The sequence below is a fragment of the Kibdelosporangium phytohabitans genome, assembly GCF_001302585.1.
Lineage (GTDB): Bacteria > Actinomycetota > Actinomycetes > Mycobacteriales > Pseudonocardiaceae > Kibdelosporangium > Kibdelosporangium phytohabitans.
In genome coordinates, this window is sequence record NZ_CP012752.1 from 7740364 (window position 1) to 7765377 (window position 25014).

Sequence of the window (25014 nt, forward strand, 5' to 3'; positions counted from 1 at the left end):
GTGGTTGTCCGTGCTCTAACACGGATAACCGCTCACGAGAGGTCATGCCGCTGTGCCCACTGGGTTTTCCACCGGTGCCGGGGCGAGCAGGTCACGCATCCGGTCGCGGTACGCGGTCACGTTGTCCAGCTTGATCTGTTCGTAGCCGCGGACCATGTCCGGCAGTTGCGCCAGCTCCAGTGCGGTCGCCGGGTCGCCGCCGATCGCCTGCCGGACCGCCTCGCGGTATTCGCTGATCAGCGCACGCTCGACCTTGCGGACGTGGGCGTACCCGAAGAGGTCCAGCTTGGTGCCGCGCAGCTTGCGCATGGCGGCCAGCAGGCGGAACACCGGGCGGAACCAGCGGCCGAGGCTGAGCTTGCGCTTCATTCCCATGGCCCGCAGGACAGGCGGGTGCAGCCGGTAGGAGACCTTCGCGCCCACACCGAACTGCGCCTCGACCGCCGACAGGTCGAGCGAGAGCCTGGCGACTTCGTACTCGTCCTTGTACGCCATCAGCTTGTACAGGTTGCGTGCGACTGCTTCGGCGATCTCCTCGGTGCTCGATGAGCGGACCTGCTCGACGAAGGTGGCGTATTCGCCCGCGTACCTCTCGTTCTGGTACGCGATCAGGTCCGACACGCACAGCCGGACAACCCGCACCAGCTCGGTTGCGGGGGCAGCGGCGACGATCCCGGCGATCCGGTCGGTCGACGGGTGCAGCGGCGCCTCGACGACCGGCACGGTCAGCAGCGTCTCGATCGCGTCGGGGTCCGCGACGGCCTGACGGCCGCGGCGGAACGCCTGGAGGTTCTTGTCCACCGCGGTGCCGTTGAGCCGGATGGCCTGCTCGACGGCCTCGGCCGACAGGGTGATAGCGCCGGTCTGGAAAGCGGCGCCGACCTGGAGGATGTTGGCGTACTGCGCGTCGTCGAACAGCGCCTCGGCCAGGCCTTGGGCGTCCAGGTAGACCGTGCGGCGCGCGGCCGCGTCGATCACCGACCGGACGTCGCCCGAGTCCGGATAGGACACGCCCGTGTCGACGACCATGCGTGCCGTGGGCACCTGTGTCGTGGAGACGACCGCGGTCGTGCGGTCGGTGTCGGCGGCGGCCAGGTGTGCCGGGTCGGCGCCGACCAGCGCGTCGCAGGCCAGGTAGAGGTCCGCTTCGCCGGAGGCGAGCTTCGCGGCCTGCTCGACCAGGTCCTTGGTGACCTTCACGTCCGAGACGACCGCGCCGCCCTTCTGCGCGAGGCCGATCTGGTCGAGGGTCCGCACGTGCTTGCCGTCGATCGCGGCCGCCGTGCCGAGGATCTGCGACACGGTCACCACGCCGGTGCCGCCGATACCCGTGATCCGCACGGTGAAGTCGTCGCCCTGCACGACCGGGTCGGGCAGGTCGTCGGCGGCGATGTCCGGCAGCGTGCGGTGTTCGGGCTTCTTGCCGGGGACGACGCTCAGGAACGAGGGGCAGTCGCCGGACAGGCACGCGTAGTCGACGTTGCACGACGACTGGTGGATCTGGGTCTTGCGGCCGAACTCGGTCAGATGCGGCTGCACCGACAGGCAGTTGGACTTCGCGCCGCAGTCGCCGCAGCCCTCGCACACCCGCTCGTTGATCATGACCTTCGCGGCCGGTGTCTCGACCTTGCCGCGGCGGCGCTTGCGGCGTTTCTCCGCCGCGCACTCCTGGTCGTGGATGAGCATGGTCACGCCGGGAATCCTGGCCAGTTCGCCCTGGCTGCTCAGCATCTCGTCGCGGTGGCGGACCTCGACGCCGCCGGGCAGCCGCAGCTTGCGGACCCGCTCGGGCTCGTCGCTGGTGATGACGATCTTGCGGACGCCTTCGACGAGCATCATCGACGCGATCTTCTCGATCGGCAGCGCGCCGACAGCCTGCTGCCCGCCGGTCATCGCGACCGTGGAGTTGTGCAGCAGCTTGAAAGTGATGTTCGAGCCCGCGGCGACCGCGGCCCGCACGGCGAGGCTGCCGGAGTGCATGAACGTGCCGTCGCCGATGTTCTGCACGAGGTGGCTGGACTCGACGAACGGGCTCATGCCGAGCCACATCATGCCCTCGCCGCCCATCTGGGACACGCCGAGGACGTTGCCGACCTGCTCGGGCTCCATGAACAACGCCATGGTGTGGCAGCCGATCCCGGCGCCGACCAGCGTGCCCTCCGGCACCTTCGTCGAGGAGTTGTGCGGGCAGCCGGAGCAGAAGTACGGTGTGCGCGCCAGCAGCGGAACCGAGATCCGTTCACGCTTGCGGCGGCGCTGCCAGGCCTGGACCGACTCGTGTGACGGCAGCCGCCGCGCGAACGCGCCCGCGATCTGCTCGGGGCTCAGCTCGCCGGACTGCGGCAGCAGTGTCCGGCCTTCGTTGTCCTGCTTGCCGTGCACGCGTGGCGCGGACGGCGTGCCGTAGAGGATGTTCTTCACGGCCGTCTCGATGAACGCCCGCTTCTCCTCCACGACGACGATATCGCTCAGCCCCGCGGCGAACTCGCGCACGATCACCGGGTCGACCGGGTGGATGACGCCGAGCTTGAGCACGCGGACCCGCCCGGCGAGGCCGAGCGCGTGCAACGCCTGCTGGACATCCAAATAGGACTTGCCCGCGGTGATCACGCCGATGTCGCCGTCGCCCCGCTCGACGATCCGGTTCAGGCCGCTGGCACGCGCGTACTCCATGGACAACGGGATGCGGGTGTCGAACAGGCTGCGTTCCAGCGCGGCCAGTTGCTGGCCGAGCAACCGGGCCGACGGGATGTGCTTGTAGGCGCGCTCCGGCAGCGCGGGCGCCTTCCAGTCGTCATGGAGTGCCACGGTTCCGGCCGCGTCCGCGACGTTCGCGACGACCTTGATCGACGTCCACAGGCCGGTGGCCCTGGACATCTCGACCGCGTGCAGGCCGTGCTCGAGCAGGTCCTGCGAGTCGGACGGGAAGAAGACCGGGATGGCCAGGTCGGCCAGTGCCAGTTCGGACGCGTTCGGCACGGTCGAGGACTTCGCGTTGGGGTCGTCGCCGACCAGCGCGACCGCTCCCCCACGTGGGTCCGTTCCGGCGAGGTTGGCGTGCCTCAAGGCATCCGTCGCGCGGTCGAGGCCCGGGGCCTTGCCGTACCACATGCCCACGACGCCGTCGGGTCGTTGCGTACCGACGCCCGCGGCGAGCTGGCTGCCCATCACGGCGGTCGCGCCGAGTTCCTCGTTGAGGCCGGGCTGGTGCACGATGCCGTACTCGTCGAGGAGTTTGCGGCGGCGGCCCAGTTCCAGGTCGAAGCCGCCGAGCGGCGACCCGGAGTAGCCGGAGACGAACGCGTTCGTGGTCAGGCCTGCGCGGCGGTCGTGCCTGATCCGGTCGAGCAGGACACGCACCAGTGCCTGGATGCCGGTCAGATAGGCCGGACCGGTTTCGCGGACATAACGGTCTTCGAGAGTGAAGGTCATCCATGGCCTCCCTGGCGCGCGTGTTGCGCACACCACACAACGACTCGCGGCCGTGCGCAACAACTGTGGCAGGCTGGCGCCACAAAGACGCAAAGGATCCGGGCGCCCCACGACTACCAGCGCAAAGTCTTTGCGTGCCGCGTACAGTCTGCGCTCATGGCTGCCGACCTCGACCCCACCGACCACGAGATCTTGTCACTGCTGCGCCAGGACGCCCGCAGGACGTTGTCGGACATCGCCGGGCGGGTCTCGCTGTCCATCGCGGCGGTCAAGCGCCGGATCGACCGGATGCAGGACAGCGGCGTGATCCTCGGCTACACCGTGCAGGTCGACCACGCCAAGCTCGGCCTCGGCATCGAGGCCTTCACCGAGCTGCGGTTCTCCGGGACGACCAACGTCGCCGAGATCGTCCAGACCACCACCGCGATGCCCGAGACCCAGGCGGTGTTCACCATCGCGGGCGACCCGGACGCGCTGATCTGGCTGCGCGTCCGGGACATGGCGCACCTGCAGGAGCGGATCGACGAGATCCGCAAGAGCCACCGGGTCACCGGGACCAAGACGCTGATCGTGCTCGACGCCTGGTCTCGTGACCAGCAGAACTGGCCCACCCGCGAATGACGCGGCCACACCCACCGCATTTGGTTGCACCTGGCCAGCCGCGGATGAAAGCCCACGCCGTTCGGTTGCGGGCGTCCTCGTGACCGGAGAAGTGCTCGTTCGGGTTGAAGACGTCCTCGGCGAAGTCGACGTCCACGTCGTCGGCCGTGCCGCCGACGCCGTCCGGGCCGACGCCGAACACCTGCTTGGGGTTGCCGCCCTGGTCCATCAGGCTCGGCACGGCGTTGAACTGGTCCTGGTGCCAGCTGCCCGCCAGGTGGCCGAGTTCGTGCGCGATGCCGATCGTCGGCAGCTGCGACTGGTCACGGGTACCGCCGACGACCAGCCTGGTCAGGTTCGGCTGGCCGAACGGGTCGGCGTGGTCGCGGCTGTTGAGGATCCGGATGCCGAAGCGCCGGTTGGTGCCGTCGGCGGCCAGGTCCTTCTCGACGTTCTCCCTGACCACGGCGACGATCCGGTCGATCAGCGCGCTCTCGTCGCTCGCCGACAGGCCCCATTTCGGCAGGAACGCCGCGAACGGGAACGTCTTGCCGTCCGGGCCGAACCCGCTGACCAGGACGTAGTGCTCGCCGGTGGTCGGCAGCGCCGCGGTGAGGCGGCTGTCGGGGCTGTTGATGCCCTCGTTGTCGTTGGTGGCGAGCTGCTTGCCCGTGGCGTCGTAGATCGAGACGACCGGGTCGAGCTCGCTGGCCGGGGTGTCGACGTCGACGGTGATCCCGGTCAGTCCCGAGACCTTGCAGAAGTCGAAGTCGCCCTTGCCGTCGCCTGTGCTGCCGTGCGGGCCGTCATCGATCACGCCACTGGTCTTGATCCTGCCACCGCGCCGGCCGGGGCCGCGAGCGGGATGGACCCGTTGTCCTCCGCGAACGGCGGCAGCGTCCTGGTGCCCGGGTCTGCCGCGAGGTCACCGCTCAGCGCGGCCTTCGAGGCGAACCCTGGCGCGGTCCCGAGGCCCGGCAGCGACTCGGCGGTGGCGTCCGTGTCGTTGCGTCCTCTGGTACCCACCGGTTCCCGTTCGGGGTACGGCTTCGCGTCCTTGCCTGCGGTGGCTCCGGCGGCCGGGCGCTGGGCGGCCAGCCGCGCCGCACGTGCCCGCCTGATTCCTTCGATGTCCACGCCCGCCATGTCGGGCATGAACGCGAGCGCGGGCTGATGCCGATCGGGCTCTGTCCTTTCGGGACGATCTGTACCCCTGCTGCCGGCTGGCGCGCCTTCGCGGCGGCCAGATCCGGTGGCTGCGCGGTCGCCGCCGTCCCCCACGGCGACCACCATGGACAGGGTCAGGCCGACGACGGCCAAACCTGAACGCATGTCCTACCTCCCTGAGATCCCAGCGCGATGTGCATCGAGATCGACAAGGAGTGGTCAATGACGTTCAATGGGTGGTGAATCCCGGCGCCTGGCGGGGAATCGGCGTCAGATGCCCGTTTTCGCGTCCGCGTTTGCATCCGAAATGGACAGTGCGGGCGCGCCGCCGAGGTCGTAGACGAACTTGGCGTTGTCGGCGCTGATCCGCGTCTCCTCCATGGCGAAGGGGTGGCCGTCCGGTGTCGCCGCGACCCGTTGCGCCACGAGCATCGGCGTGGCAGCGGGGATTCGCAGGCGGTCCGCGTCCTCCGGCGAGGGCATCGTGGCACGGATGGACTCCCGCCACGTCAGCGCGTGCCCGGCCGCGACGAGAATGGCGTAGAGCTCGGTGGGAGTGCGAAATCTGCGGTCGCCCAATTTGCGGACGTCGTTCACGGTGTCAAATGGCAGATACAAGCGGTGGAACATGAACCGGCCCTGGCCGTCCTCGAACAGCCGGTCGTAGCAGAACACGTCGGTTCCCTCCCGTATCCCGATCATGAGCGCCAGCGCCGCCGTCGCGCGTGTCCTGTCGGTGACGGGATCGCCGACGACATCCCATTGACCACCTTCCAGGTCGGGGTCGAAATAACCGGCCTGCGTGCCGGACCGCCGGGTTTCCGCGACGATTTTGCGCGGATGCGACCGCATCACCCACTCCGGCCGGACACGGACGACGGCACCTTTCCCGTGGTGCACCGAGATGAGCCCTTCCGACTTCAACATGGTGATCGCTTCGCGAACCGGTGTGCGGGACACCGTGAACCGTTCCATCATCTGCGATTCGCTCGGCAGCATGCTGCCGGACGGGTAGCGGCCCGCCATGATCTCGTCCCTGATGACCGCGGCGATCGCGTCCTTCTTCTTCACCGCCGCGCCCCGGCTTTCCGGAACGCCATGCAGATCACCATGCCCGTGACGCAGCCGAAGACGGTGGTGACGACCGCGGCGAAGGCCGCGAGCCGCGCGATCGGCACCCAGGTGGTGGCGTGCAGGGCTCTGTCGACCAGCCAGACCGGGCGCATCGGGCGGCCGCGCGTCCCCACCGCGCGGACCGGGCCGCGCTGACCGCGCAAAACGCGCCGCACGAGGAAATCCACCCACTGAACGGCGGATTTTCCTGGATTCGATCCCTGACCAGGATCTATAATGAGCATGTCCTTGTTTCCCTTCTGCGTGTCTCGGCGATACCCATAGGGATCCAGGGCGATGCGGCTCGCTGTTACAGCAGCGAGCCGCGCCCGTATGCGCGCCGAAGTCCCACCCGGCTAAGCGGGCATGGCCACGCATGGGCAAATTGAAGCAGGTCAGGATTCCACGTCGCAAGGACACCTATCCAGAGTGCGATTGATGCCGATCAACGGTCATTTCCGTGCGACGAACGGTCGTCGCGACCAGGTCCGCTGAACGTCACGCCGAAGACACAACATTCGCCATTCGCCGTCCAAAAAATGCGCGGCTCACCCGATCGAGCTAGCCGGATCGGGTGAGTTATCGCACCGATTTCGGCGGGTGCCGCGATTCTCCGTGATCGGATATCCCAGCCGAACGCGTGCGGACACCAACGGAGCAGCGAGCGCCGCTCACCGAGTCACTCGACGGACCACGAACTCATCACGACGACTCGTCCGAATGCGAACCGGCGAACCGGAGCCGGCGGCGGGCGCGCCGGCTGCCGTCACCCACGTCACACCGAAGCCATTCTTGATCGATCGTTCCAGACAGTCTACGGTTGCGGCATGGCCAGGACGAAGGAGTTCGATCCCGACGTGGCGCTGCGCGCCGCGCTGGACCTGTTCTGGCGCAAGGGGTACGAAGCGACCTCGATCCAGGACCTCGTCGACCACCTGGGGATCGGCCGGGCCAGCCTGTACGCGACCTTCGGTACGAAACACGACCTCTACCTGCGCGCCCTCGACCGCTACCTCGAAGAGGTCAACGGCAGGGCCGCCGCCACCCTGTTCCCGCAGGGCGACAGCCTGGCGGCGGTGAAACGCCTGATCAGGACGTTCGCCGACGAATCGGCGAACGATCCGGACCACAAGGGCTGCTTCGTGACCAACACGGCCGTGGAGTGCCTGCCGCACGACGAACTCGCCGCGCGGCGGGTCGACATCGGCTTCGGCGGTCTCGAGTCGGCCATCGCGGGCGCACTGGCGCAGGCGCAGAACCGGGGGACGCTGGGCGCGGACAAGGATCCGTACTCGCTGGCCCGCTTCCTGGTCACGTTCGTGCAGGGAGTCCGCGTGATGGGCCACCGGCCCGACCGGCGGCGGCTGACCGACGCCGTTGATCACGCGCTGTCCCTGCTCGACTGATTTCATGCCCTTATATTGGACCGTTCGTTTCAGATTGGATGTCAGTGATGAATGATGCCCAGCTCGCGGAGTCCTTGGGCTTCCGCAGCGAGTACGCGGACGTCAACGGCACGCGCCTGCATTACGTGATCGGCGGCCGTGGCAAGCCGGTCGTCCTGCTGGGTGGCTGGCCGCACACGTGGTGGGAGTTCCACAAGGTCATGCCGCCGCTGGCCGAGCACTACCAGGTGGTCGTGGTGGACATCCGCGGCATGAACCTGTCGGCGAAGCCGGAAAGCGGATACGACAAGAAGACCATGGCCCGCGACGTCCTCGAGCTCGTGCGCCACCTCGGTTTCGAGCGCGTCGACCTGGTCGGGCACGACATCGGCGCGATGGTGGCGTTCAGCTTCGCCGCCAACCACCCGGAAGCGGTCGGCAAGCTCGTGCTGGTCGACGTGCCGCACCCGGACGAGGACCTCTACGACCTGACCCTGCTGCCCAGCCCCGGCCAGCCCCTCCACCTGTGGTGGTTCGCCTTCAACCAGCTGACGGCGCTGCCCCAGATCCTGTTGGACGGCAGGGTCCGCGCCCTGGTCGACCATCTCAGCGAACTGATGCTGCTCGACCCGGGCAACATCGACGAGCAGGCGCGTGAGATCTACGCCAGGGCGTACGACTCCCCTGACGCGATCAGGGCGTCGAACGGCTGGTACCAGACGTTCGGCCAGGACGCCGAGGACATGAAGTCCTACGCGCCCTTGACGTTGCCGGTGCTGGCGTTGACGTCACGGCCGGAGGAAGGCAACTACACGGTGAAAGCTCTGCGCAAGGCCGTCGTCGGCCCGCAGTTCGAGCAGATCCCGGACACGGGCCACTACATCCCCGAGGAGCAGCCCGAAGCGATGGTGACCCACGTCCGGAAATTCCTGGGTTAGTCGACCAGCGCGGGGTTGAAGGCCTCGGCACCGGCCGTGCCGGGGATGGTGTCGAACTTCTCCGGGTCGATCCGGTCGACGGCGCCGGTGCTGACGTCGGCGATCATCCGGTTCAGCCCGGCCACCACCGCGCGGGTGAACCGTTCCCGGTGCTGCTGGCCGAGGGTCTGGGTCTGCCCGCGCACCTCGAACAGCACGGTTGCGGTGCCGTTCAAGGCAAAGGCACAGCGCGCCTGGCCGGGCAGGTCGCGGTCGGCCGCGTGCGGGTAGCGGGCGCCGACGTACCCGCCTTCGGTCATCCCGTTGAAGGCGCTGATCGCCAGCTGCCGTGATTCGTCCTTCGTGTACACGTCACGGTATTTGGCGTACTTCTGGCCGTCTTCGAAGAACCGGTCGGGCAGCGGCGGGTAGTCCACGGCGACGTCGAGGAACTTGTCGCTGCCGGCCTGGCGGACGCACGCGCCCTGGTGGTGCAGGTCGACGTAGACGTCCGGCACCTCGCCGCGCTCGGCTTTCACGTCGAGGTACACCTTGCGCAACGCCCTGGCCTCCGGCGTGATGAACCAGCCCGGCTGGTCGGGGGCGCCGGGCACGTCGGCGGCCTGCGGCTGGTAGTCCAGCTCGGGGTGGAAGTCGCGGTTGACGTCGAAGCCGGGGCGGGTGCGGTAGTCGTCGCCCTGCTGCTGGCCGGAGATGTAGTTCCACGCGGGTGGGCGTCCGGCCAGCTGCGGGAACCGCTGCCGCACCTCGGCCCACGACAGGTCGTTGCCCCTGCGGTCGAGCTCGGCGCCGTCCGGGTTGAGCTTCGGCACCGCGACGAGCGTGATGGTCGCGCGCAATCGCTTGGCGTGCGCGGATTCCGACGTACCCAGGAAATCGAGGACGCGCAGCAGCGCGTCGGTGCCGGTTTTCTCGTTGCCGTGGATCTCACTGCTGACGATCAACACCTTCGGCCCAGTGCCGACAGTGGCGCGGTGGATGGTGCGGCCACGGGTGGACTGCCCGGCTGGATCGACCTTGATCCTGCCCTTGCTGACCCGTTGCAACCGGTCCAGCTCCACCTGGAGCTCCCGGTAGTCGGTGAACTCGTTGATCGGCAGCTCGCGCGGCTCCTCGCTGCACGGCCGAGCCAGGGTCTGCACTGGTTGTGCGACTGCCGAGATGGGGCTGACCAGGCCTAACGCCAGACTCGCCAAGACCGTTCCGACAACGACCCGCATGAGAAGCCTCCCCAGGTGGTTGGACAAATGCCAACGTACTTCAAGTCCGGTGAGGCGCGGTTGGTCCGATTGGCCCAGATCGTTCCCGGTTGGTTCGGCCGCGGGCGGGGTAGCCCACGGGTATGGCGCGTGCGATCTGGAGCGGAGCGATCAGCTTCGGGCTGGTCAGCATCCCGGTGGAGCTCTACAGCGCCACCGAGGACCACACTGTCCACTTCAACCAGTTCCAGCGCGGGACGTCGGACCGGATCCGCTACAAGCGGGTCAACGAACGCACCGGCAAGGAAGTGGACTACTCCGACATCGTCAAGGGCAACGAGGTCGACAGCGGCGAGTTCGTGCTGGTCGAGCCGGACGAGCTGGCCGACATCGCGCCGGGCAGGTCGCGGGCGATCGAGATCGACGCGTTCGTGGAGCTCGACGAGATCGACCCGATCCACTACCAGAAGACGTACTGGCTGGCGCCCGCGAAGAAGGAGTACGCGAAACCGTACGCGCTGCTCACCAAAGCAATGGCCGACAGCAACCGGGCGGGGATAGCCACGTTCGTGATGCGCGGCAAGCAGTACCTGACCGCGATCCGCCCCCGCGGCAAGATCATGGCGCTGGAAACACTCTTCTTCGCCGACGAGATCAGGGACCCGGCGGAGATCACCGAAACCGTGGCGGACGTCCGCGTGGGCAAGGGCAACGAACTCAAGATGGCCACGACCCTGATCGAGTCGATGAGCCAGCCATGGCGCCCGGAGGATTACCACGACACGTACGCGGAGAAGGTCAACAAGCTGATCGACGACAAGGCCAAGGGCAACGAAACCGTCGTGGAGGCCGAGCCGCCCGACGCCACCGAGGTGACCGATCTGATGGAGGCCCTGCGCCGGAGCGTGGAATCCACCAGCGGCAAGACCAGCAGCGGCAAGACCAGCGGCGGCAAATCGGGTGGCGGCAAGTCCAACGACGGCAAGTCAGCTGGTAACAAGCCCAGCAGCGGCAAGTCCGACAGTGGCAAGTCCGACCGTGGCAAGTCCGACAGTGGCAAGTCAGCTGGCAGCAAAGCCAGCAGCGGCAAATCGGGTGACAGCAAGGCTGGCAACGGCAAGTCAGCTGACCGCAAGGCCAGTGGCAGCAAGTCCAGTGGCAGCGGGAAGAAGCCCAGCGGCGGCGAGAAAACCGAAGCCACGAAGGCAGAACTGACCGAGCGCGCGAAGGACCTGGACATCCGAGGCCGTTCGAAGATGACCCGCGACGAACTGGAAAAGGCGATCGCGAAAGCCTCGTGAGGTTTCCGGCCGGACACGGCAGGCAACACTGGGAACATGATCGGACGACTGCGCAGTGTGGTGTTTGACTGCAAGCAACCAGCGAAGCTGGCGGAGTTCTACCAGGGCCTGGTAGGCGGAACGGTGACTGAGGAAGACGAAACCTGGGTGACGGTGACCGACCCAACGGGCCGTCGGCTGGCATTCCAGTACTCCCCCGAACACGAACCGCCGAAGTTCCCGGACCCCAAAGGCGCACAGCAGGTCCACCTGGACATCCGAGTCGACGACCCGGACGAGGCCGAACGCCAAGTACTGGCGCTGGGCGCGACACGAGTGACCGACGCCATCGGCGAGACCAAGTTCCGCGTGTTCCGCGACCCAGCCGGGCACCCGTTCTGCCTCGTCTGGGGCATCAACGACTGACCACACGAGGACAACCAACCCACCGAGAAAACGTCCACATCTCACCCGGCGATCCGTATCGAGAGCTCCGGCGGGACAGCAGCACGCCCGGAGAAGTGACAGCACAGATCACCTGACAGCGGATGCCCAAAGGGAAATAGAGACCAGCAGCCCAGAACCGAACCTCGAAAACCCGAGAAAACCGCACCGAAAGCCACAACCTCAAAGCCCGGAGCCGAACACAGAAAACCCAGGAAACCAAGAGCGGCGCCGATTTTACATGGGGCAGGGGTGGTCGCAAGCTTGTGGGCGTGGAGAGCCCCGCCACTTCGGAAAGTGCTGAGCTATAGATAATGCAGGGGCTCCGCCTTTACGCTCGATGAGGCCACCCCCGGGGTTCCCTGTCAAATCGACGCCACCCCAGCCCATCAGAGGCCCAAAAACCCGAGCATGGAAAACCCGATATACCGAGGCATGGAAAAACCCAGGATAGACCCGAAACAAAGAGTCAAGCGCCGATCGGCCGCACAGCATCCCTGACGGTATCCTCGGCGAAAGTCACCGCGGCAGCAGCAGCGCCGGCGCGCCCCATAGCCGAACCGTTGGCCTTGAGCCCGTCAATGATCAGCAACAACCGATCAGCCAGCGTGCGAGGATCAGCGGCACCCGTACTCCGGGCCAGCGCGTACAGACTTTCCCTGATGAACTCGAGGTTCTCGGCAGCCGCCCGATTCACCGGATGCTCAGTCTCCGGAAATTCAGCGTACGCGTTGTAGATGAAGCAGCCGCGAAAGCCCGGCCTGGTGGACTCCTCCGCGACTCTCGCCACGAGCGCCACCAGCTGATCCGCGGGCCCGTCAACCTGTTGAGCGGTCTCCTCGAGGTTGGCCACCCATTCGCGCCTGCCTCGCCGGATGTAGGCGGCCACCAGGTCGTCCTTGGTCTGGAACTCCCGGTACAGCAGGTTCTTGCCGCACCCGGCCTCGTCGATGATCTGCTGCATCCCCACGGCGTGCACGCCGTGCGCGTTGAACAGCTGGCAGGCAACGTCCAGGATGCGGTCGCGTGCCCCTGGGTCCGGCTTACGAGGCATGCCCGCACCTTACCCGACCAGTTTCCGGACCACCCAGTCCGAATAACGGGACGGCGCCCCTGCGGCAACCCCGCACTCTGCGGAAACCCGGGAATTCACAGGGATCGATTGACATGAGCTCGCCACCTCCAGCACGATAGGGACCGAACGGTCCGGACCGATCGGTCCGTAACTTCTGGGAGGGTTCTCCGTGGATCTGCGGTTGTCAGGCAAGACCGCCGTCGTCACCGGCGGCAGCAAGGGGATCGGGCTCGAGGTCGTACGGCTGCTGGTCGCCGAGGGCGTCGAGGTGGTCAGCGGTTCCCGGACCATCACCCCCGGCCTCAAGGAGACCGGCGCGCACGCCGTCACCGTCGACCTGTCCACTCCGGACGGTCCGCAGCGACTGGTCGACGAGGCCACCGGCCTCCTCGGTGGCATCGACGTCCTGGTCAACAACGTCGGCGTCGGCGACAGCGACGACCTGGTCGAAGGAGCGACCCAGACGCTGCTCACGTTGCCGGACAGCGCCTGGGAAAGCTCATTCGACCTGCACTTCTACAGCGCTCTGCGTGCCACGAGGGCGGCGCTGCCGAGCCTGATCGAGCGCAAGGGCGTCGTTGTCAACGTGTCGTCGATCGGGGCGCGGCTGGTCGGCGGCGGGCCGATCAACTACAACGTCTCCAAGGTCGCCCTGAACGCGTTGACCAAGATCACCGCCGAACAGTACGGCCGGCAGGGCGTCCGGGCGATCACCGTGTCCCCCGGCCCGGTCAGCACCGGCGTGTGGACCGACGACGACGGTTTCATCGCCCGGCTCGCCCGCAGCAAGGGCCTCACGCGCGAACAGCAGGTCGACGAGATGCTCGCGCAGATGGGCGTCTCCACCGGTCGCGTCAGCACACCGGAGGAGGTCGCCCAGCTGGTCGTGTTCGCCGCGTCGCCCAACAACATCACCGGCGTCGACTACCTGATCGACGGCGGCGTGGTCAAGACCGCCTGACCCGCCGTCCGAAGTAGACCATTCCGGCCCCGGACAGCAGGAGCAGGACTCCTGTCGCGAGGAGACCGAACGGTACCTTCCCCGTGTTGGCCAGCTCAGGCCGGAAGCTCAACGCGGGCACCAGGTCGTCCCGCGAACCCGACCCACCGCCCCCGCCACCGCTACCGCCCTGCTGTGCCGACGCGGCCGGCAGCGACGAGCACGCTACTCCCAGCGTGACCGTCACCTCGTCGAACGTGATCGCCCCGCCGGACGACGTCCCGAACTTGGTGTCCGATGTGTACTTGTTGGCCGTGAACGGGTACTGGTGCAGACCGGTCGCCACGCCGTTCGGGTTGGCCTGGACGTCGAGGTCCGTGATCACGGCACCACCTGACGCGGTGATGCTGTTGCCCTTGCCGCCGCCGACGTAGGTGCGGAAGCTGCGTTTGAAGCCCCACAGGAGGTTGCCCTTGGTGTAGACGCCGTTCGCCTCACACGCTCATGGTTCGCAAGTCACTCACCCTCGCAATCGCGGCGTTCGCCGTCCTCGCGCCGGCAACCCCGGCGTCGGCGGCCCCGGGTTCCGGTTCGAACAACAGCAGAACCCTGTCCGCGTCCAACGCGACCGGCCTCAACCCGGCCGGGTCCTTCTCGACCCAGATCCGGATCACCAAGTCCGGCACGAACCTGGACTGCGCCAAGGTCACGTGCGCGATCGTCAGCAAGCGCGACCACCTCGATCTGGGGGACCGCACACCTACGACGTGTTCATCAAGTCTCGTGGAGCTGACCGGCTGATTGGCTGATCGGCTCGACCCGGCGGTCGCCACGCATGGTCAAGGGCGTGACGGCCGCCCCTTCTTGCCCGGCACACTGTCTATTGTGGCCGTATGACAGACGCTTGGCTGTACACACCAGCGGGCCGTCCACGGGCACGCGCACTGAACATCCCGTTCGAGGGACAGCCCGCGGCGCTGAACTCCATCACCGACGTGCCCGGCGTCCAGGTCGGCTACGAGACTCTCATCGAAGGCGACGACATCCGGACCGGGGTCACCGCGATCCTGCCGCGCGGCAAATCAGGCGTCGGCGTGAGCTGCGCATCGGGTTTCCACTCGTTCAACGGCAACGGCGAGCTCACCGGCTCGCACTGGCTCGCCGAGACGGGCCTGCTCGGCTGGCCGGTCACCATCACCAACTCGTACGCCGTCGGGCCGGTGCACCGCGGCGTGATCGACTGGGTCGTCCGCGAACAGCCCGGCAACGCGCCATGGGACTTCCCGGTAGTCGGTGAGACCTACGACGGTTACCTCAACGACATCGGCCGCTCGTACGTCACGCCGCAGCACGCGGTGAACGCCATCGACAACGCCGTGCCCGGGGCGATCGAGGAGGGCTCGGTCGGCGGCGGAACCGGGATGAACTCGTACGGCTTCAAGGCGGGCAACGGAACCGCGTCCCGGAAAGTCCCGTACGCGGGCACGGACTACACCGTCGGCGTGTTCATCCAGTCCAACTTCGGTGCCCGCCGCCAGCTCACCATCGCCGGGCGGCCGTTGGGCAAGGTGTTCGCCGACAACGACCCGATGGCGGAATCCGACTGGCTGTCGCCACCGGGCTCGGGATCGGCGATCGTCGTGGTCGCCACCGACGCGCCGCTGCTGCCGCAGCAGTGCTCGGCGCTCGCCCGGCGGGCCACGATCGGGCTCGGCCGCACCGGCACGACCGGAACCCACAGCTCGGGCGACATCTTCCTGGCCTTCTCCACCGGCAACCCCGGCGCGCTCAGCAGCCCGCCGGACGGCCGGGGAGAAGCGCTGTCGCGAGTGGACTTCGTGCCGTGGCACGGGATCGACCCGTTCCTCGAGGCGACCGCGTACGCCGTGGAGGAAGCGGTGGTCAACGCGCTCGTCGTCAACGAGACGATGATCGGCCGCAACGGCCACCGCTCCCCCGCGATCCCGCGGGAACGCCTGGCCGGCTTGTTCAGCGAGTGATCGGCGCGCCGTTGCGCCACACCGCCGAGATGCCGCGCAACGCGGTGATGTCCTTGGTCGGGTCGCCGTCCACCAGCACGAGGTCGGCGCGCAGGCCCTGGCGGATCCGGCCGCGGTCGGCGAACCCGTAGATCGACGCGGGCGTGGCGGTCGCCGCCGTCAGCGCCGCACGCGGCGTCAGTCCTGCCCGGACGAGCAGTTCCAGTTCGACCAGCAGGCTGACGCCGTGCGCGATGCCGGGGATCCCGGAATCCGTGCCCGCGGTGATCGGTACACCCGCGTCGTGCAGGATCCTGACGTTGCGCGACGCGGTCGCCAGGCCGGGACGGCTGAAACCCCATGGCGCGTCGAGGAACGCTCGCTGCCGCGCGGAGATGTACGGCGCCACACGCGGATCCCTGACCACCGCGTTGGTCGCCGGGTTCGCCGCCGACTCGAACGCGCTCCACAACGTCAGCGTGGGAGTGACGAACGCACCCGTCCGGCGGGCCAACGCGACGGTCTCGGCCGACACGACCTCGTCGGCGAACAAGTGCACGAGACCGGTCGCTCCCGCCCGCAAACCGACCTGGGCCATCCGCTGGGCGGTCGCGTGCGCCACCGACGGCATGCCGAGTTTCCGCGCCGCGGCGACGAGTTCGGTGGTCTGCTCGGCCGACAGCGACGGAATCGGCGCCTGCGTGACCAGATTCCTGTCCTCCAGCGCCAGTTTCAGGTGATCCGAGCCCTCGGACCGGCGCGCCGCCACGAACTCGGCGAGGGCGGTGCCCGGCTCGACCAACGGGAACTCGGTTCCGTTGCCCGTGCCGTGCCCGCCGGGAACGGTCGCCCACCAGCCCGCCGTCCACAGGTCCGAGTTCGCCGTCGGCTGGTAGGACTTGCGCTGCTGCTTGAACGGTCCGTGCACGGTCGGGTCGCTGACCATGTCCAGTTCCGTCGTGACACCGAAACGCGGCGCGTCCGTGCGGTTGGCGTCGGTGTGGTGCACGTGCCCGTCGATGAGACCCGGCAGCAGGGTCTTGCCGCTGCCGTCGTGCACCTGCGTGCCGGCTGGCACCGCGCCGCGCTCGAGCACCGACACGATCCGGCCACCCGAGACCACCACGTGGCCGCGTTCGATCACCCGCTTGCCGTCGAAGATCCGCACGTTGGCGATGACGAAGGCGCCCTGCGCGGCCACCGCCTCAGTTCCGGCCAGCGCGAGGGGCACCGCCGCTCCGGCTGCCAGCACGGTGCGGCGGCTCACCGCCGAAGTCGGGACAACATGGGACAAGCACATTTCCATCCCCCAAACAGTCTGTTGACCTCCACGCTACTCACGCGCGGGGCAACTTGACCACCGTGAGGAAGAAGTCGTCGATCTGGCGCACCGCGGCCACGAACTGTTCGAAGTCGACGGGTTTGGTGACGTAGGCGTTGGCGTGCGACTGGTAGCTGCGCAGGATGTCCTCGTCGGCCTCGGAGGTGGTCAGGATGACGACGGGAATGGTCCGCAGGTCCTCGCTGCCCTTCAGGTCCGCCAGCACTTCCTGGCCGTTGCGGCGCGGCAGGTTGAGGTCCAGCAGGATCAGGCCGGGCCTCGGCGCGTCCTCGTACGGCGGCTGCCTGCGCACGAACCGCATCGCGTCGACACCGTCGTTGACCACGTACAACCTGTTGCGGACCTTGTTGTCCGCCAACGCCTCCCTGGTCATCAGCACGTCACCGGGGTCGTCCTCGACGAGCAGGATGTCGATCGGGTGCAGCGGTTCAGACATGGTTGTTCTCCCTGACGGGCAGTGTGAAACGGAAGATCGTGCGCTCACCGGCGCCCGAGGTGTCCAGCCAGATCCGGCCGCCGTGGTACTCCACGATCCTGCGGGCCATCGCGAGGCCGATCCCGGTGCCCGGATAGGCGGTCCGCGGGTGCAGCCGCTGGAAGATCACGAAGATCCGGTCGGCGTACTCGGCTTCGATGCCGATACCGTTGTCGCTCACCGAGAACACCCACTCATCACCTTGCCGTGCCGCCTCCACGGCGATCCTCGGCGGCTGCTGCCCGCGGAACTTGATCGCGTTGCCGACGAGGTTCTGGATCACGGTGGTCAGCAACGACGCCTCGCCGCGCACGACCGGCAGCTCGGCGAACTCCACCTCGGCCCCGGTTTCCTCGACCAGGTGGTCCAGGTTGCCCAGCGCGGCGCGCACCACGGCGGTCATGTCGACGTCCGTGGACTCGGCGGTGCGCCTGCCTACACGGGAGAACGCGAGCAGGTCGTTGATCAGCACCTGCATCCGCCGCGCACCGTCCACAGCGAACGCGATGTACTGCTCGCCGCGTTCGTCCAGCTGCCCCTGGTAGCGCTGCTGGATCAGCTGGCAGAAGCTGGTGACCTTGCGCAGCGGCTCCTGCAGGTCGTGCGACGCGACGTAGGCGAACTGCTCGAGGTCCGAATTGGACTGCTGCAGTTCCCGTGTCCGCGTCGCGAGCGACGCGACCTCGGCGACCAGCCGCCGCCGCAACGCTTCCACGTCCCTGGCCAGTTCCTTGAGCTCGCGCGGGCCGTCACCCGGCGGGATGGCGCGGCCGATGTCGTCGGTCGCCGCACGGACCCCGGCGGCCAGCGAGAAGACCGGGCGCGCGACCCGGCGGTGGAAGCCCAGAGCCAGCGCCACGAACAGGATCACGAGCAGCAGCACGATGACGGCGAACACCACCGGCAGCAGCACAGCCGAACGCTGCAACGTCTGGCGGTCGTTCTCGCGTGCCGCGGTGAGGTTGGCTCGCTGGGTGTTCAACACTGCCCGTACCGCGTCGAACTGCGTCTTTCCCGTTTCCACCATGCTCTGGTCGCCGGGCGCCGCGATCATGCGTTCGGCGGTCGCCTGCCATTCGGCCGTTTTCGCCAGCACCGCGGCGAGGTCCCGGCCCGCTTGTGTCCCGTCGGCCGCACCCAGCCTGCGCATCTCGGACACGGCCTTGTCCTGCTGGACACGGCCCTCACGGTAGGGCGCGAGGAAATCGGGCCTGCTGGTGAGCAGGAAACCACGCAGACCTGTTTCCTGGTCGAGCAGTGACGTCTCCAGGTCGCGTTGCTCGACCAGTTCCGGGTCGATCTGGTCCACCACCCGGCTGCGTGCCTCGCCCAGCTGCGTCAGGCCGATCACGCCACCGACGACCGCCGCCGCCAGCATGACCGCCTCCACCACGATCAGCAGCACCACCCAGCGGCGCAGGGTGTTCATCGGGGGTCGTGGTGGCTGAGCAGTGCCAGGGCCACGTCGTCGTCGAGCGGGCCCTGGTTGAGCTCGACGACCGCCGCGATCAGCCGGTCGAGCACAGCTCCCGGCTGCGCACGCCAGCCCGGGTTGGCCCGCAGGTCCGCCAGCAGCAGCCGTGCCATGTTCTCGTGGCCCAGCCGGTCCGTCTGGCCCTGCACCTTCCCCTCGAACACGCCGTCGGTGTACAGCAGCAACGACCAGGCCTCGGGCAGGTCGACGTCGACCGGCTGCCACGAGGCGTCGGGCAGCAGGCCGAGCGGCACCCCGAGGTGATCCAGCGGCAGCAGCCGTCCGCGGTCGCCGTCGATCAGCAACGGCGGCGGGTGGCCCGCCAGCCGCATCCGCAACGACCGCCTGTCCGGGGCGATGCTGATCGCGCAGAGCGTGACGAAGCTGTGCTTGATCCGCTCGTGCCGCAACACGATCTCGATCGCACGCAGCACTTCGCTCGTCGGCAACCCCGCCACCACGAGCGCACGCCACGCGATCCGCACGGCCACGCCGAGCGCGGCCTCGTCCGGCCCGTGCCCGCTGACATCGCCGATGACCACGTGCAACGTGCCGTCCGGCAGTTCTACGGCATCGTAGAAATCACCGCCCAGCACGGATTCGCCGCGACCGGGCCGGTAGCGGGCGATCAGCGTGACGCGTGGGTCCGCCAGCAGCGGAGCGGGCAACAACCCGCGCTCCAGCCGCCGGTTCTCGTCGGCGACCAGCCGCTGCTGCAGCAACTGCCGCTCAGCCTCTTCGGCGCGCTTGCGCTCCCACGCGTACCGCAGGGCCTTCACCAGAAGGCGGCCGTCGACCTGGTCCTTGACCAAGTAGTCCTGCGCACCGGCCGCGACGGCCGCGATGCCGACGGCCTCGTCGTGCTGGCCGGTCAGCACGACCACCGCGGTGCCCGGCGCGTGCCGGCGCAGGCGTGTCACCGCCGTGAGGCCCACCGCGTCGGGCAGTTGCAGGTCCAGCAGGACGCAGTCGACCCGCAGCGGTTTGCTGAGCGCACCGGTGAGCGTCTCGACGCGCTGCATGACGACGTGGCCGGACAGCTCCGCGAGCAGTTCGGCGACCAGGAAGGCGTCCGCGTCGTCGTCCTCGACGAGCAGCACGCGCAACGGCTGGCCCGCTCTCGGCGGTGCGTCCAGAACGTCCACACGGCCCCCTGGCCTCTGACCGACTTGAACCGGCGATCATCTTACGGGTCGGCCTTGCCCACACCAGGGTCGACGCGATGGAGTCGCTCGCCACGCGCACCGAACGGGTCCCCGGCCTGGCGGCGTTGATCTTCGACCACATCGCTGACTTCCGCGAAGCCCGTGTCACACTTCCCGCTCGCGGGCGGGAACGAGTTCACAGTGGACGAACGACCTGGTGGAGGACCTTCGCGGTCTCCTTGTCGTAGTTCGCGGTGGCCGTGACCATCGCGAGGAGCTGGTCGACGAGCCAGTTCTCCAGGTCCTCGCGCGGCAGGGTGCGCTCCTGCAGCCAGGTCAGCGTCGTTCCCTCGACGACCGCGGTCCAGCAGTTCAGCGTGAGCAACCCGAGCGGTGACGGGTGTTCGACGCCGGTGCGGGCGAGGATCTCGGCGACCGCGTGCCTGCGCACGTCGTCGACGACCGCGCCGGTCTCGGCCGTCGCCACCACCGAGCCGCCCCTGAGCAGGGCGACGAAGGCGGCCGCGTGGCCCTCGGCGAACGAGATGAACTCGCCGATCAGCGACCGCAGCTGCTCCAGCAGCGACCCGTCGGCCGGGGCCGCGAACCGGGCGATCAGGCTGTCGGCCGCGTGCCGCAGCGCGGCGACGTAGATCTCCGCCGGGCTGGAGAAGTAGCGGTAGAACAACGCGCGGGAGACGTCCGCGGCAGCCGCGATGTCGTCGATCGAGACCTGTTCGTAGGGACGGGTGCCGTACAACCCGATCGCCGCCTCGATCAACTGCATGCGCCGCTGCTCCGGCGCCATCCGCCGCGAAGTCCTCATCAGGCTCATTGTGGCATCACAGGTCCAGCACGATCCGGCCATTGCCGCGAGACACGCAGATCGCCATCCGTTCCCGGCGTTCGTCGTCGGTCAGCACCCGGTCGTGGTGGCGCACGTCGCCGCCGAGCACCTTCAGCGCGCACGTGCCGCAGAACCCCTGTCTGCACGAGTAGCCGACGCCGGGCACGGCTCCGGAGACGACGTCGAGCGCGGTCCGGTCCGCCGGGACCGCCAGCACGGTCCCGGTCCGGCTCAGCTCGATCTCGAACGGCGTGCCGCCGACGATCGGCGGCGGGGAGAACCGCTCGAAGTGCAGGCGGGCCCGCCGGTCGACGCGGACACCGGCGATCATCCCGGGCGGGCCGCAGCAGTAGACGTGCGTGTCCGGCAACGCCCAGGTCAGCAGTTCCTTGCCGCTGACGGGAACGCCGAACTCGCTGTCCGGCCGGATCCACACCCGGGCCGGGTCGAGGTCGGCGAGCTCGCCGAGGAACGGCATCGACTCACGCGTTCGTCCACAGTAGACAAGGTGCCAGTCCTTGTCCCGCACGGCCTTGACCATCGGCAGGATCGGTGTGATCCCGATGCCGCCTGCGACGAAGAGGTACCTCGGCGCCTGGATGAACGGGAACGCGTTGCGCGGCCCGCGGACGGTGACGACATCGCCTTCGCCGAGGGCGTGGACCTCCCGCGAACCGGTGCCCAGCCTGCGCACCGCGATCCGGTAGGTCGACCGGTCCTCCGGATCGCCGCACAGCGAGTACTGCCGCTGGGTTCCCGACGGCAGCACCAGGTCGACGTGACAGCCCGGCTGCCACGCCGGCAGCGGCGACCAGTCCGGCGCGGACAGCGTCAGGCTCACGACGTCCTCGGCCTCGGTGTTGACCTCGCGCACGACCAGCGCCGTGCTCAGGCTGACGACCGGGCGCGACGGCGGTTCGTCGCCTGCCAGCCTTCTCGTGGCCGCTTCGAAGGCGCTGACGACTCGGGCCGCGAAGGTCCACAACCGGTCCTTCTGCCGTCTGCCGTACAGGTCGGGTGGACCGCTCATTGTTCGGCGGTCAGCGCGGCGGGTGAACTGGCCAGGTAGGCAACGGCCTGGCTCGTCGAGCCCTCCTGCGACGGGTGGTAGCCGCGTTTGTAGTAGCGCGACAGGGACGACGCCAGGTAGGGCACGGTCGGCAGCAGGCCCTTGCGGCCCGCCTTCACGAGGTCGCGCCACCGCGCCTTGCCAGTGACCCGGGGATCACTGGACATCAGGTACCGCACGCCACGCGTCCACAGCCACACCAGGAACGGCAACGCCACCGTCATCGCCGCGATCCGGTTGGCGAAGCCGCCGTCGATGTGCACGAACAGGTCGTGGGCCACCGAGCGGTGCTCGACCTCCTCGGCGCCGTGCCAGCGCAGCAGGTCCAGCATCGTCGGGTCCGTCTTGGCCTCGTCGAGCTCGGGCGAGTTGAGCACCCAGTGCCCGAGGAACGCGGTCATGTGCTCGATCGCGGCGATGACCGACAGCCTGGCCACCAGCCAGCGCCTGCCGCCGTCCGGCCGGTTGAGCCGTTCGCGGAAGAACCACTCGAGCTGCCGGACGTACGGGCCGGGGTCGATGCCGTGCTGGATCAGGTGGTCCTGTGCGCCCTGGTGGGCGGAGGCGTGCATGGCTTCCTGGCCGATGAAGCCGACGACGTCCTCGCGGAGCCGTTCGTCGGTGATCAGCGGCAGGGCCTCCTTGAAGACGTCGACGAACCAGCGCTCGCCTTCCGGCAGGAGGATGTGCATGACGTTGAGCGCGTGCGTGACGAACGGTTCGCCCGGAACCCAGTGCGCGGGCAGCTCCGACCAGTCGAACCGCACGTCACGCGGCCTGAGGGCCAGGTTCTCCGGTTCCATCGCGACCTCCACGCCGAGCTCTCAATGAGACTGGGTGTCATGATAGACAGATTGTCAACAAGCCGGAAGTCCTATCGGAACACCGCGGTGAGGGCCGCGAGTTCGCGCCACTCACGCAGGGGGAGCTCCCCCGGCTTCGCCGTCAGGACCTGGAGGCAGACGTGGTCCGCGCCCGCGTCGAAGTGGTCACGAACGCGCTGGGCGATCACGTCGAGATCGCCGCCGACGATCACCGCGTCGAGCAGCCTGTCGCTACCGCCGTCGGCGAAGTCCTCGTCGCCGAACCCGAGCCGTCCGAGGTTGTTGCGCTGGTGTGGCGCCAAGGCGTACGGGCCGAGGTGGATACGCTGGATCTCGCGCACGCGGGCGGTGTCCGTCTCCACGATCACGCCTTGCTCGACCGCGAGGTACGCCTCGGACCCCATCCGTTTCCTGGCCATCTCGGTGTGTTCGACGGGCACGAAGTACGTGTGCGCACCCCAGGTCAGCTCCGCCGCCAGTTCCAGCATCTTCGGCCCCAGCGCGGCCAGCACCCGGCGGGGCCGGACCGCCTCCGCACCGATCAACGGGACCTCGCCGAGCTGGTCGAGGTACTCGCGCACACCTGACACGGGCTTCCCGCTGAAGGGAATGCGGAAGCCACCGAGCATCAGCGGAGGCCCCGGCACCCGATGGCCACCGAGGCCCAGCACGAACCGTCCCGGGTGCTGCTCCCCAAGGGATCGCTCCGCCGACGCCATCGCCAAGGGATGGCGCACGTACATGTTCGCGATACCGCTGGCCACCACCATGCGTTTCGTGGCGTCGAGCAGCAACGCGCCCTGGGATACGGCGTCCCGGCCGAACGCTTCGCCGTACCAGAGCGTGCCGTAGCCGAGTTCGTCCAGCTCCGCGGCCGCGTCGCGGACCGCCGAGGCCGGGTGCGAGTCGAACGCCATCGTCCAGATCCCGAGCTTGCCCAGGTCCTTCTGCACTGTCGATCTCCCGTTAAAGTGAGGGTACCTCCGTTTGATGGCGAGCTTACGGAGGCAGCCTCCGTTTTGCAATGTGATTGAGTAGGGCAAATGCGAGCCGATGCGCGCCGGAACTACGAGCGACTCCTCACCGAGGCCGAGACGGCCTTCCGCACCCGCGGCATCGACGCGTCACTCGAAGACATCGCCCGCAACGCGGGAGTCGGCATCGGCACCCTCTACCGCCACTTCCCCAACCGGGACGCGCTGCTCGAAGCGCTCCTGCACGACCGGTTCGCCGCACTCGGCGAACTCAGCACCCGGCTGCTCGACGCCGACTCGCCACGAGCCGCGCTGATCGAATGGCTGCGGGAGTTCGTGAAGTCGTCGAACCGCTACCAGGGCCTGCCCGCATCGGTGGTGGCGACACTGCGCAACGAGAAGTCCCGGCTCTACACAAGCTGTCACGCGATGAAAGAGGCAGGCAGCCAACTGCTCGCCCGAGCGCAACGAGCAGGCGTGGTGCGCGCGGACCTCAAGCCCGACGAACTGCTCCTGCTGTCCGCGTCCATCTCATGGGCGAACGAACACAGCCCGGACAGCGTCGACAGGTTCATCACCCTGCTGGTCGAGGGAATCGATCCCTGAAACCGTCGCGAAAAGGAACGAAATGCCAAGCACAGACCTGCTCACCGACGCGTTCGACCGAGTGAAGGAAGAGGTGCACGCGACGCTGGACGGCCTCACGCCGGACAACCTCGCGTACCGCGTCACCGAGAACGCGAACTCGATCGCGTGGCTCATCTGGCACCTGACCCGCGTCCAGGACGACCACATCGCAGACCTCGCCGGAACCGAGCAGGTATGGACAGCCCAAGGCTGGGCGAAACGCTTCGGCCTGCCACTCGGCGAAGGAGAAACCGGCTACGGCCACACCGCCGACCAAGTGGCGAAAGTGCAGTCCACAGCGGAACTCCTGGCAGGCTACTACGACGCGACCCACGAACAGACGATCGCGTACGTTAAAACCCTGACCGACGACGACCACGAACGAATCGTCGACACGGCATGGGACCCACCAGTCACGTTGGCAGTACGCCTGATCAGCGTGATCGGCGACGACCTGGAACACGTCGGCCAAGCAGCCTTCATCCGAGGCCTGCTGACCAACTGACGACACGAAGGTCCACGCGACAAGGGCAAACAAGCCCGAGCGACATGCGCGCAGCTCAGACAAGCCCAAGAGAACCAGCGCGCAAACGCAGGCCAACCCTGAGCGGCGAATGCGCGACCCCGTCCCACAGCGGCAAGCGCGCAAGCGCAGAAGGGGCCTTCGGGGGCGCTCCTGCCCAGG

26 protein-coding genes are annotated in these 25014 nt (G+C 68.1%); 10 read left to right on the forward strand and 16 right to left on the reverse strand.

The genetic code is table 11. From position 1 onward, the window contains the following. Positions 1-42 precede the first annotated feature (42 nt). The gene (locus AOZ06_RS34900; protein ID WP_054293271.1) at positions 43-3432 is read right to left on the reverse strand and encodes an indolepyruvate ferredoxin oxidoreductase family protein; all 3390 of its coding nucleotides are present in this window, start codon (positions 3430-3432) and stop codon (positions 43-45) included. A 156-nt stretch (positions 3433-3588) separates the two neighbouring features. Between AOZ06_RS34900 and AOZ06_RS34905 the strand changes: the two genes are divergently transcribed. Continuing rightward, positions 3589-4053 carry an Lrp/AsnC family transcriptional regulator gene (locus AOZ06_RS34905; protein WP_054293272.1) on the forward strand — a complete coding sequence of 155 codons (465 nt, stop codon included), beginning with the start codon at positions 3589-3591 and terminating at the stop codon, positions 4051-4053. Here the strand turns inward: AOZ06_RS34905 and AOZ06_RS34910 are convergent. The 4 genes from AOZ06_RS34910 to AOZ06_RS57045 form a co-directional block, all read right to left on the reverse strand. Then, positions 3980-4849 carry a hypothetical protein gene (locus tag AOZ06_RS34910; RefSeq protein WP_054293273.1) on the reverse strand — a complete coding sequence of 290 codons (870 nt, stop codon included), beginning with the start codon at positions 4847-4849 and terminating at the stop codon, positions 3980-3982. The genes AOZ06_RS34905 and AOZ06_RS34910 overlap by 74 nt on opposite strands. After that, positions 4846-5364, reverse strand: coding sequence for a hypothetical protein (locus tag AOZ06_RS34915; RefSeq protein WP_054293274.1), 519 nt, complete (start codon positions 5362-5364; stop codon positions 4846-4848). The genes AOZ06_RS34910 and AOZ06_RS34915 overlap by 4 nt, the downstream gene beginning before the upstream one ends. Positions 5365-5469: 105 nt before the next feature. Beyond that, a complete protein-coding gene (locus AOZ06_RS57040) occupies positions 5470-6270 on the reverse strand; it encodes a GntR family transcriptional regulator (protein ID WP_054293275.1) in 801 nt (266 codons plus the stop codon). Beyond that, on the reverse strand, positions 6267-6488 hold the full coding sequence (locus AOZ06_RS57045; RefSeq protein ID WP_157233423.1) for a hypothetical protein: 222 nt from the start codon (positions 6486-6488) through the stop codon (positions 6267-6269). Before AOZ06_RS57045 ends, AOZ06_RS57040 begins: the two co-directional genes overlap by 4 nt. Positions 6489-7139: 651 nt before the next feature. Between AOZ06_RS57045 and AOZ06_RS34930 the strand changes: the two genes are divergently transcribed. Beyond that, positions 7140-7718 (forward strand): TetR/AcrR family transcriptional regulator, encoded by a 579-nt coding sequence (locus AOZ06_RS34930; RefSeq protein ID WP_054293277.1) that lies wholly within the window; start codon positions 7140-7142, stop codon positions 7716-7718. Between the two features lie 47 nt (positions 7719-7765). Further along, entirely contained in the window at positions 7766-8635 is an 870-nt protein-coding gene (locus AOZ06_RS34935) for an alpha/beta fold hydrolase (protein ID WP_218921833.1), read from the forward strand. Here the strand turns inward: AOZ06_RS34935 and AOZ06_RS34940 are convergent. After that, positions 8632-9855, reverse strand: coding sequence for a M14 family zinc carboxypeptidase (locus AOZ06_RS34940; protein ID WP_054293279.1), 1224 nt, complete (start codon positions 9853-9855; stop codon positions 8632-8634). The two genes, AOZ06_RS34935 and AOZ06_RS34940, sit on opposite strands and share 4 nt — an antisense overlap. 122 nt (positions 9856-9977) lie before the next feature. Here AOZ06_RS34940 and ku point away from each other — a divergent pair, with 122 nt between their 5' ends. Together ku and AOZ06_RS34950 are read left to right on the forward strand one after the other, a co-directional pair. After that, on the forward strand, positions 9978-11135 hold the full coding sequence (gene ku, locus AOZ06_RS34945) for a non-homologous end joining protein Ku (protein WP_054293280.1): 1158 nt from the start codon (positions 9978-9980) through the stop codon (positions 11133-11135). 36 nt (positions 11136-11171) lie between these two features. Further along, entirely contained in the window at positions 11172-11540 is a 369-nt protein-coding gene (locus tag AOZ06_RS34950) for a VOC family protein (protein WP_054293281.1), read from the forward strand. A gap of 487 nt (positions 11541-12027) precedes the next feature. Here AOZ06_RS34950 and AOZ06_RS34955 read toward each other — a convergent pair whose 3' ends face one another. Further along, entirely contained in the window at positions 12028-12612 is a 585-nt protein-coding gene (locus tag AOZ06_RS34955) for a TetR/AcrR family transcriptional regulator (RefSeq protein ID WP_054293282.1), read from the reverse strand. A gap of 190 nt (positions 12613-12802) precedes the next feature. Here AOZ06_RS34955 and AOZ06_RS34960 point away from each other — a divergent pair, with 190 nt between their 5' ends. After that, positions 12803-13594 carry an SDR family NAD(P)-dependent oxidoreductase gene (locus AOZ06_RS34960; RefSeq protein ID WP_054293283.1) on the forward strand — a complete coding sequence of 264 codons (792 nt, stop codon included), beginning with the start codon at positions 12803-12805 and terminating at the stop codon, positions 13592-13594. On the opposite strand, the gene AOZ06_RS34965 is transcribed toward AOZ06_RS34960, so the two are convergent. Then, on the reverse strand, positions 13581-14036 hold the full coding sequence (locus AOZ06_RS34965) for an HtaA domain-containing protein (RefSeq protein ID WP_083472126.1): 456 nt from the start codon (positions 14034-14036) through the stop codon (positions 13581-13583). The two genes, AOZ06_RS34960 and AOZ06_RS34965, sit on opposite strands and share 14 nt — an antisense overlap. A gap of 41 nt (positions 14037-14077) precedes the next feature. Here AOZ06_RS34965 and AOZ06_RS34970 point away from each other — a divergent pair, with 41 nt between their 5' ends. Continuing rightward, a complete protein-coding gene (locus AOZ06_RS34970) occupies positions 14078-14374 on the forward strand; it encodes a hypothetical protein (protein ID WP_054293285.1) in 297 nt (98 codons plus the stop codon). A 92-nt stretch (positions 14375-14466) separates the two neighbouring features. Further along, positions 14467-15573 carry a DmpA family aminopeptidase gene (locus tag AOZ06_RS34975; protein ID WP_054293286.1) on the forward strand — a complete coding sequence of 369 codons (1107 nt, stop codon included), beginning with the start codon at positions 14467-14469 and terminating at the stop codon, positions 15571-15573. Here the strand turns inward: AOZ06_RS34975 and AOZ06_RS34980 are convergent. From AOZ06_RS34980 to AOZ06_RS35015, 8 genes are all read right to left on the reverse strand, one after another. After that, positions 15563-16846, reverse strand: coding sequence for an amidohydrolase family protein (locus AOZ06_RS34980; protein WP_179950760.1), 1284 nt, complete (start codon positions 16844-16846; stop codon positions 15563-15565). The genes AOZ06_RS34975 and AOZ06_RS34980 overlap by 11 nt on opposite strands. A 43-nt stretch (positions 16847-16889) precedes the next feature. Beyond that, positions 16890-17330, reverse strand: a complete 441-nt coding sequence (locus tag AOZ06_RS34985; protein WP_054293287.1) for a response regulator — start codon at positions 17328-17330, stop codon at positions 16890-16892. Continuing rightward, positions 17323-18798 (reverse strand): sensor histidine kinase, encoded by a 1476-nt coding sequence (locus AOZ06_RS34990; RefSeq protein WP_054293288.1) that lies wholly within the window; start codon positions 18796-18798, stop codon positions 17323-17325. The genes AOZ06_RS34985 and AOZ06_RS34990 overlap by 8 nt, the downstream gene beginning before the upstream one ends. Next, positions 18795-19988, reverse strand: a complete 1194-nt coding sequence (locus tag AOZ06_RS34995; protein ID WP_054293289.1) for a PP2C family protein-serine/threonine phosphatase — start codon at positions 19986-19988, stop codon at positions 18795-18797. Before AOZ06_RS34995 ends, AOZ06_RS34990 begins: the two co-directional genes overlap by 4 nt. A gap of 196 nt (positions 19989-20184) precedes the next feature. Further along, the gene (locus AOZ06_RS35000; protein ID WP_225952980.1) at positions 20185-20814 is read right to left on the reverse strand and encodes a TetR/AcrR family transcriptional regulator; all 630 of its coding nucleotides are present in this window, start codon (positions 20812-20814) and stop codon (positions 20185-20187) included. Positions 20815-20830: 16 nt separating this feature from the next. Next, entirely contained in the window at positions 20831-21865 is a 1035-nt protein-coding gene (locus AOZ06_RS35005) for a PDR/VanB family oxidoreductase (protein WP_054293291.1), read from the reverse strand. Further along, positions 21862-22707: a metal-dependent hydrolase gene (locus AOZ06_RS35010; RefSeq protein ID WP_054297147.1), complete on the reverse strand. Its 846-nt coding sequence runs from the start codon at positions 22705-22707 to the stop codon at positions 21862-21864. Before AOZ06_RS35010 ends, AOZ06_RS35005 begins: the two co-directional genes overlap by 4 nt. A gap of 71 nt (positions 22708-22778) precedes the next feature. Then, positions 22779-23681 (reverse strand): TIGR03620 family F420-dependent LLM class oxidoreductase, encoded by a 903-nt coding sequence (locus AOZ06_RS35015; RefSeq protein ID WP_179950761.1) that lies wholly within the window; start codon positions 23679-23681, stop codon positions 22779-22781. 90 nt (positions 23682-23771) lie between these two features. On the opposite strand from AOZ06_RS35015, the gene AOZ06_RS61370 reads away from it, so the two are divergent. Continuing rightward, positions 23772-24308 (forward strand): TetR/AcrR family transcriptional regulator, encoded by a 537-nt coding sequence (locus tag AOZ06_RS61370; protein WP_054293292.1) that lies wholly within the window; start codon positions 23772-23774, stop codon positions 24306-24308. A gap of 22 nt (positions 24309-24330) precedes the next feature. Next, the gene (locus tag AOZ06_RS35025) at positions 24331-24834 is read left to right on the forward strand and encodes a mycothiol transferase (protein ID WP_054293293.1); all 504 of its coding nucleotides are present in this window, start codon (positions 24331-24333) and stop codon (positions 24832-24834) included. Positions 24835-25014: the final 180 nt, after the last annotated feature.

Excerpts from the sequence above, each read along its gene's own strand:
- AOZ06_RS34900 (WP_054293271.1), bottom strand. The coding sequence starts at position 3,432 with ATGACCTTCACTCTCGAAGACCGTTATGTCCGCGAAACCGGTCCGGCC.
- AOZ06_RS34905 (WP_054293272.1), top strand. The coding sequence starts at position 3,589 with ATGGCTGCCGACCTCGACCCCACCGACCACGAGATCTTGTCACTGCTG.
- AOZ06_RS34915 (WP_054293274.1), bottom strand. The coding sequence starts at position 5,364 with ATGCGTTCAGGTTTGGCCGTCGTCGGCCTGACCCTGTCCATGGTGGTC.
- AOZ06_RS34930 (WP_054293277.1), top strand. The coding sequence starts at position 7,140 with ATGGCCAGGACGAAGGAGTTCGATCCCGACGTGGCGCTGCGCGCCGCG.
- AOZ06_RS34935 (WP_218921833.1), top strand. The coding sequence starts at position 7,766 with ATGAATGATGCCCAGCTCGCGGAGTCCTTGGGCTTCCGCAGCGAGTAC.
- AOZ06_RS34940 (WP_054293279.1), bottom strand. The coding sequence starts at position 9,855 with ATGCGGGTCGTTGTCGGAACGGTCTTGGCGAGTCTGGCGTTAGGCCTG.
- ku (WP_054293280.1), top strand. The coding sequence starts at position 9,978 with ATGGCGCGTGCGATCTGGAGCGGAGCGATCAGCTTCGGGCTGGTCAGC.
- AOZ06_RS34950 (WP_054293281.1), top strand. The coding sequence starts at position 11,172 with ATGATCGGACGACTGCGCAGTGTGGTGTTTGACTGCAAGCAACCAGCG.
- AOZ06_RS34955 (WP_054293282.1), bottom strand. The coding sequence starts at position 12,612 with ATGCCTCGTAAGCCGGACCCAGGGGCACGCGACCGCATCCTGGACGTT.
- AOZ06_RS34970 (WP_054293285.1), top strand. The coding sequence starts at position 14,078 with ATGGTTCGCAAGTCACTCACCCTCGCAATCGCGGCGTTCGCCGTCCTC.
- AOZ06_RS34975 (WP_054293286.1), top strand. The coding sequence starts at position 14,467 with ATGACAGACGCTTGGCTGTACACACCAGCGGGCCGTCCACGGGCACGC.
- AOZ06_RS34985 (WP_054293287.1), bottom strand. The coding sequence starts at position 17,330 with ATGTCTGAACCGCTGCACCCGATCGACATCCTGCTCGTCGAGGACGAC.
- AOZ06_RS34990 (WP_054293288.1), bottom strand. The coding sequence starts at position 18,798 with ATGAACACCCTGCGCCGCTGGGTGGTGCTGCTGATCGTGGTGGAGGCG.
- AOZ06_RS35000 (WP_225952980.1), bottom strand. The coding sequence starts at position 20,814 with ATGAGGACTTCGCGGCGGATGGCGCCGGAGCAGCGGCGCATGCAGTTG.
- AOZ06_RS35005 (WP_054293291.1), bottom strand. The coding sequence starts at position 21,865 with ATGAGCGGTCCACCCGACCTGTACGGCAGACGGCAGAAGGACCGGTTG.
- AOZ06_RS35010 (WP_054297147.1), bottom strand. The coding sequence starts at position 22,707 with ATGGAACCGGAGAACCTGGCCCTCAGGCCGCGTGACGTGCGGTTCGAC.
- AOZ06_RS61370 (WP_054293292.1), top strand. The coding sequence starts at position 23,772 with ATGCGAGCCGATGCGCGCCGGAACTACGAGCGACTCCTCACCGAGGCC.
- AOZ06_RS35025 (WP_054293293.1), top strand. The coding sequence starts at position 24,331 with ATGCCAAGCACAGACCTGCTCACCGACGCGTTCGACCGAGTGAAGGAA.